The sequence below is a fragment of the Aeromicrobium sp. genome (assembly GCF_049587115.1).
Lineage (GTDB): Bacteria > Actinomycetota > Actinomycetes > Propionibacteriales > Nocardioidaceae > Aeromicrobium.
The window spans coordinates 21873-28075 of record NZ_JBAVDI010000122.1 but is presented as its reverse complement, the minus strand read 5'-3'; the positions used below and the strand labels follow the sequence as shown (position 1 = coordinate 28075).

The following is a 6203-nucleotide window of genomic DNA, read 5'->3' as shown; positions in this document are numbered from 1 at the left end:
CTTCTACATGGAGGTCGCCAAGATGCGCGCCGCCCGCGCGCTGTGGTCTCGCCTGGTGCGCCAGTTCGAACCCCAGAACCCCAAGTCGCTCTCGCTGCGCACCCACTCCCAGACCTCCGGGTGGTCGCTGACCGCGCAGGACGTCTACAACAACGTCGGCCGCACGTGCATCGAGGCCATGGCCGCGACGCAGGGCCACACGCAGTCGCTGCACACCAACGCCCTGGACGAGGCGATCGCGCTGCCAACCGATTTCAGTGCTCGGATCGCGCGCAACACCCAGCTGCTGCTGCAGCAGGAGACCGGGACCACCGACATCATCGACCCGTGGGGCGGCTCGTACTACGTCGAGCGCCTGACCCACGACCTCGCTAACCGAGCCTGGGCGCACATCCAGGAGGTCGAGAAGGCCGGCGGGATGTCCAAGGCGATCGAGGCGGGGATTCCCAAGATGCGCATCGAGGAGGCCGCCGCGAGGACCCAGGCGCGCATCGACTCCGGGCAGCAGGCGGTCATCGGCATCAACACGTACCGGTTGGCGGACGAGGATCCGCTCGACGTTCTCAAGGTCGACAACAAGGCCGTGTACGCCTCACAGATCGCCAAGCTCGAGCGGCTGCGCGCCGAGCGCGACCAGGGCGACGTCGACGAGGCACTTGCGGCCCTGACCCGGAGCGCGGAGCGCGGCTCGGCCAGCGATGGCTCGCTGGACGACAATCTGTTGACACTGGCGGTCGACGCAGCGCGCGCCAAGGCCACGGTCGGCGAGATCTCCGATGCCCTGGAGCAGGTCTACGGGCGCCATCAGGCCGTGATCCGTACGATCTCAGGTGTGTACCGCACCGAAGCCGGCCAGGGCGGCAACATCCAGAAGGTCATCGACGCCACCGAGGCGTTCGAGCAGACCGAGGGGCGCCGACCACGAATTCTGGTCGCCAAGATGGGCCAGGACGGGCACGACCGCGGACAGAAGGTCATCGTCACGGCGTTCGCCGACATGGGCTTCGACGTCGACGTCGGCCCGCTGTTCTCGACGCCCGAGGAGGTCGCCCAACAGGCGATCGACGCCGACGTCCACATCGTCGGTGTCTCCAGCCTTGCTGCCGGCCACCTCACGCTGCTGCCGGCGCTGCGCGACTCGCTGGCCGAGATGGGCCGACCCGACATCATGATCGTCATCGGTGGCGTCATCCCGCCCGACGACGTGCCGACCCTCAAGGAGATGGGCGCTGCCGCGGTGTTCCTGCCGGGCACCGTGATCGCCGACTCGGCGCTTGATCTGCTCGGCAAGCTGCAGCAGACCTCTGCCTCGTGAAGGGCGCGGCCTGATGGTTGACGTCGCAGAACTCGCCGACGACGTCCGCCTCGGCAAGCGGGCGGCGATCTCGCGCGCCATCACGCTGGTCGAGTCGCGCCGGACCGATCACCGGGAGCAGGCGCGCGAGCTGCTCGGACTGCTGGCATCCGAGGCCGGGGGAGCGGTGCGGATCGGCATCTCTGGGGTCCCGGGAGTCGGCAAGTCGACCTTCATCGAGGCACTCGGGATGCACCTCGTCGACGAAGGGCACCGCGTCGGAGTGCTGGCGGTCGATCCGTCCAGCGTGCGTACGGGTGGCTCGGTGCTGGGTGACAAGACCCGGATGTCCAAGCTCGCGGTGAGTCCTGATGCGTACATCCGTCCTTCGCCCAGTGCAGGGACGCTGGGCGGTGTCGCCCGCGCGACGAGTCAGGCGATGACGATCCTGGAGGCTGCGGGCTTCGACGTCGTGCTGGTCGAGACGGTCGGTGTCGGTCAGTCCGAGATCACCGTCGCCGGCATGGTCGACACCTTCCTGTTCCTGACGATCGCCCGTACCGGCGATCAGCTGCAGGGCATCAAGAAGGGCATCCTGGAGATTTCCGACGTCGTCGCGGTCAACAAGGCCGATGGTGAGCGAGTGCAGGAGGCTGAGGCGACCTCCAAGGATCTGGCCGGCGCGCTCCGCATGGTCTACGCCGGTGGGAACGGGTGGGTCCCGCCGGTGCTGACCTGTTCTGCACTCGAGGGCACCGGGATCGATGTGGTGTGGAGCCGAATCCTCCGACACCGCGAGTTCATGGGCAGCAAGGGCCTACGCGAGAAGCGTGCGCAGCAGCAGCTTGACTTCACCTGGGCGCTGGTCCGTGACGAGCTCGACCAGCGTCTGCGCAGCGATCCGCAGGTGGCCGCGATGCGGGCCGAGATTCGCGAGGCCGTGCTGTCCGGCGAGATGCCCGCCGCGACCGCCGCCGATCTGATCCTCCAGGCCTACGACCGCTGACGCTCGTCTCGGGCCTCGTCACCACGAATGTGACAGGATCGATCAGTGAGAAGATCCGTGTCCGCCCACCTGCAGCTCCACCTCCACGCCGAGGCCGACCTCATCTTTTCGATCGCGGTCGCCGAGGGAGTCGAGGCGACCGAGACGTTCTCGATCCGATCCGGCGGCGCCGAGCTCGTTCCGCACGAGATCGCCGGTCGACACGGAACCCGCCTGCACCGTCTCCGCGGTCCGGCCGGAGACATGACGATCGACTATTCCGCCGACGTCGTGGGGCACGCGCCGCCCTCGCCGGTCGATGAGCTGGACCTGATCGAGTACCGCCGCCCCAGCCGATACTGCGAGTCCGACACGCTCTTCTCGACGGCCAAATCGGAGTTCGCCGGCGTGCACGGCAAGGAGCTGCTCGATGCGGTCAGCTCGTGGGTCGGAGCACACCTGTCGTACGTTCCGGGCGCGAGCCTGCCGACCGATGGGGCGGTTGCCACGATGCTGGCTCGCCAGGGCGTCTGCCGCGACTATGCGCACCTCGTGGTGGCGCTGCTGCGGGCTCTTGACGTGCCCGCCCGACTTGCGTCGGTCTACGCGCCCGGGCTCTCTCCGATGGACTTCCACGCCGTGGCCGAGGCGTATGTCGAGGATGCCTGGCATGTCGTGGATGCGACGACCCTGGCGCCGCGCGGCAGCCTGCTGCGGATCGCGACGGGCCAGGATGCGTCCGAGACGGCATTCCTGTCCCAGCACTGGGCCCGCGTCGACCTGCTGTCGATGAAGGTCACGGCCGTCGTCGACAGCCTGCCGACCGACGACCTGCAGCAGCTCACCGAGCTGCGCTGACGCTCAACCGTTGCGGCGGCTCGCGGATGCAGCGGCTTCCGCCAGCTGAGTGGTGGTCAGGTGCGGTCCGTAGCCGGGAGTGTCCGGCTGCACCCGCCATCCTTCGGCCAGCGGGCCCAGATCGACGACGTCGAAACCGATGGCGTCGACGAAAGCGGTGACCTCGGCCTTCGCGCCGGCGTCGTCGCCGGCGATCGCCAGGGCTCGTCGGCCGGCGGAGCCGGACTCCTGCGCTTCGGCGGTGATCGCATCGGACTGGATGTGGTTGAACGCCTTGACCACCCGGGCGCCGGTGAGGTGTCGCTGCAGCATCTCGGCGCTGGTGGTTGACTCGCTGTCGAGTTCGGGGATCGACCCGTCGCGCTGCGGGTAGTAGTTGTTGGTGTCGATCACGATCTTGCCTGCGAGGGCGTCGACCGGGACCGAGTCGATTGCCTTGACAGGGATCGTCACGACCGCGAGATCGGCTGCCTCGGCGGCCTCCTGTGCGGTGGCAGCCCGAGCTCGGGGCCCGAGCTCCTGCACGAGCTCGGCGAGCGTCTCGGGCCCGCGTGAGTTGCTGAGCACGACGTCATACCCGCGCTCAGTGGCGGCCCGCGCGAGCTGGCTGCCGATGTGTCCTGCTCCGATCAATCCGATGGTGCTCATGTCGGGACAACTTCGAGTCAGACCCGGCTATTCCGTGGGTTGCCGGGCCCGAGAGCTCGGAGCGCTGATTCGTCGTGAGCCGCACCGCGAGCTGGTGCCCGAAATGACTAATGCCGGGTAGTCCGGAGTAACTACGTTGAGGCCAAAGTCAAGACTGCAATTGACGCGTCGAGTTCGCTAGCGTTCGTGATGACGCCGGGGGTCCGACCGTTCGGGGGGATGGTCGGACCACTCGGCGCGAGACCCGCGGTCGGTCGTCTCGGGGGGACGACCGACCAGGGCACAGCGAGCTAGCGGACGGCGAGCCTGGCATACGAGCGCTTTCCATCGTGAATGTCCCAGCCGCCGATCTTCCAGGTCGATTCCTCGAGGCGCACGTAGAACAGCGCCCGCGTCGGCACAGTGAGCATGTCGTGGCGTCGCGCTGACGTGTCGAACACGGGTACGGCTGCCGAGGCCGTGAACGTCGCGACGATCCGCGGCTTCGCCTTGGCGCGGTCGACCCGGATCGCGACCCGTGAGAACCGAGGATTGATCCACACAGCCCGGTCACGGTAGCCGGTCGTCGTGAAGGCCTTCCCGTAGAAGACCCGTCCTCGTCCAGCGCTGGCGTGTGCAGCGCCTGATGACGTCCCCACGCCGCGCAGCAGCACCAGCCCGAGCCGGTCACGTGCAGCGCGGCTGCCGGGGTCGGAGACGAATCGGTCGATGCGTGGACGATACGCCGCGACCGTTGCCGGTGCGAGGGGCGACAGCACGAAGCCGAAATCTGTGGCGGTGTACGCCGGGCGCGGAAGCGACAGCCGGGAGTAGCGCTGCTCGAACACGAAGCGCACGGCGGCACAGGCCGCCGCACGCACCGCGGCGCGACCGAACACCGCCTCGGCCTTGGCAGCGTTGCTGGTTCGGACGGCGAGGCACCAGTCGACGGTGGACCCATCGAGCGTCGCCGCGTCCGGACGCCCGGGCCACGGGCCGCGCACGGATGCCGGTGCGCGAGCAGCGCTCGCGGTGGCAGGTGCTATCGACGTCGCGGCCGGGGTGGGGCTCGGCACCGGGACGGCGGTCTTCGGAGTCGCCGTGCTCCTGGCCTGTCCCACCGACCCGTCGGGGGAGGCCAGCCCGATCGTCAGGCTCACGAACACCACCGCGGCGATGACGCCCGCGAGCATCGTGACCCCCTGTGACCTCACGGCGCTCAGCATAGATGAGCGCAGGGTCGTGCCGTTCTCACGAACGGCAGGCTGGGTGCGCCGGGTTCAATCCTCAGAGACGCCGGTGCATCACTTCCGGGTCAGCTGTTGGCCCACTCCGGGTTCCAGCCGTCGACCTCGTCCGCGCCGCGGGTGGGCGGACCGGTGTAGATCGCGGACGGACGGATGAGACGGCCGGTGCGCTTCTGCTCCAGGATGTGCGCGCTCCAGCCCGCGGTGCGGGCTGAGGTGAACATCGCGGTGAACATGTTGGGGGGCACCTCGGCGTAGTCCAGGACGATCGCGGCCCAGAACTCGACATTGGTCTCGAGCACCCGGTCGGGACGACGCTCACGGAGCTCCTTGAGCGCGGCCTCCTCCAGTGCGATGGCGACCTCGGCGCGGGGAGCGTTGAGCTCCTTGGCGGTGCGGCGCAGCGTGCGTGCGCGCGGATCCTCGGCGCGGTAGACGCGGTGGCCGAAGCCCATCAGGCGCTCGCCCGAGTCGAGCAGGTCCTTGACGTACTTGGTCGCGTCGCCGGACTTCTCGACGCCTTCGATCATGGTCAGCACGCGGGCTGGTGCGCCGCCGTGCAGCGGTCCTGACATGGCGCCAACCGCTCCGGAGAGGGCGGCTGCGACGTCGGCACCGGTCGAGGCGATGACGCGGGCCGTGAAGGTCGACGCGTTCATTCCGTGCTCGGCTGCCGACACGAGGTAGGCGTCGATCGCCTTGGCGTGATCGGGGTTGACCTCGCCGCGCCAGCGGGTCAGCATCCGGCCGATGATCGTGTCGTTCTTGTCGATCTCCGCCTGCGGAACCATGGGCTTGCTGACTCCGCGCGCCGCCTGGGCCACGTACGACAGCACCATGACCGCGGTACGAGCCAGGTCTTCGCGGGCCTGGGTGTCATCGATGTCGTAGAGCTGCCTGAGGCCCCAGGCCGGCGCAGTCAACGCGATCGCGCTCTGCACATCTGCCCGGATGTCACCGGAGTGCACCGGTATCGGGAACGGCTCGGCGGGGGGAAGGCCCGGCTCGTACGAGCCATCGACCAGCAGTCCCCAGATCTTCTCGAACGGCACGCGGCCGACCAGGTCGTCGATGTCGACACCGCGATAGCGCAGTGCTGAACCTTCCTTGTCGGGTTCGGCGATCTCGCTCTCGAACGCGATGACGCCTTCCAGTCCGTGGTGCACTTCAGTCATACCCTGCATTCTGCCTT

At 68.5% G+C, this 6203-nt stretch carries 6 protein-coding genes; 3 read left to right on the top strand and 3 right to left on the bottom strand.

Features of this window, described 5'->3' with window-relative positions; translation table 11 throughout:
• From WB461_RS11340 to WB461_RS11330, 3 genes are all read left to right on the top strand, one after another.
• Positions 1-1315: methylmalonyl-CoA mutase family protein (locus WB461_RS11340; RefSeq protein ID WP_423852841.1), on the top strand; the 1315-nt coding region annotated here is incomplete at its 5' end.
• Positions 1316-1328: 13 nt separating this feature from the next.
• Positions 1329-2300: a methylmalonyl Co-A mutase-associated GTPase MeaB gene (gene meaB, locus WB461_RS11335; RefSeq protein WP_423852840.1), complete on the top strand. Its 972-nt coding sequence runs from the start codon at positions 1329-1331 to the stop codon at positions 2298-2300.
• Positions 2301-2345: 45 nt separating this feature from the next.
• Complete coding sequence (locus WB461_RS11330) at positions 2346-3137, top strand: transglutaminase-like domain-containing protein (protein ID WP_423852839.1); 792 nt, start codon at positions 2346-2348, stop codon at positions 3135-3137.
• A gap of 3 nt (positions 3138-3140) precedes the next feature.
• Here WB461_RS11330 and WB461_RS11325 read toward each other — a convergent pair whose 3' ends face one another.
• From WB461_RS11325 to WB461_RS11315, 3 genes are all read right to left on the bottom strand, one after another.
• Positions 3141-3785, bottom strand: a complete 645-nt coding sequence (locus WB461_RS11325) for an NADPH-dependent F420 reductase (RefSeq protein ID WP_423852838.1) — start codon at positions 3783-3785, stop codon at positions 3141-3143.
• Between the two features lie 290 nt (positions 3786-4075).
• Positions 4076-4978, bottom strand: a complete 903-nt coding sequence (locus WB461_RS11320; protein WP_423852837.1) for a hypothetical protein — start codon at positions 4976-4978, stop codon at positions 4076-4078.
• Positions 4979-5079: 101 nt separating this feature from the next.
• Positions 5080-6186: a citrate synthase 2 gene (locus WB461_RS11315; RefSeq protein ID WP_423852836.1), complete on the bottom strand. Its 1107-nt coding sequence runs from the start codon at positions 6184-6186 to the stop codon at positions 5080-5082.
• Positions 6187-6203: the final 17 nt, after the last annotated feature.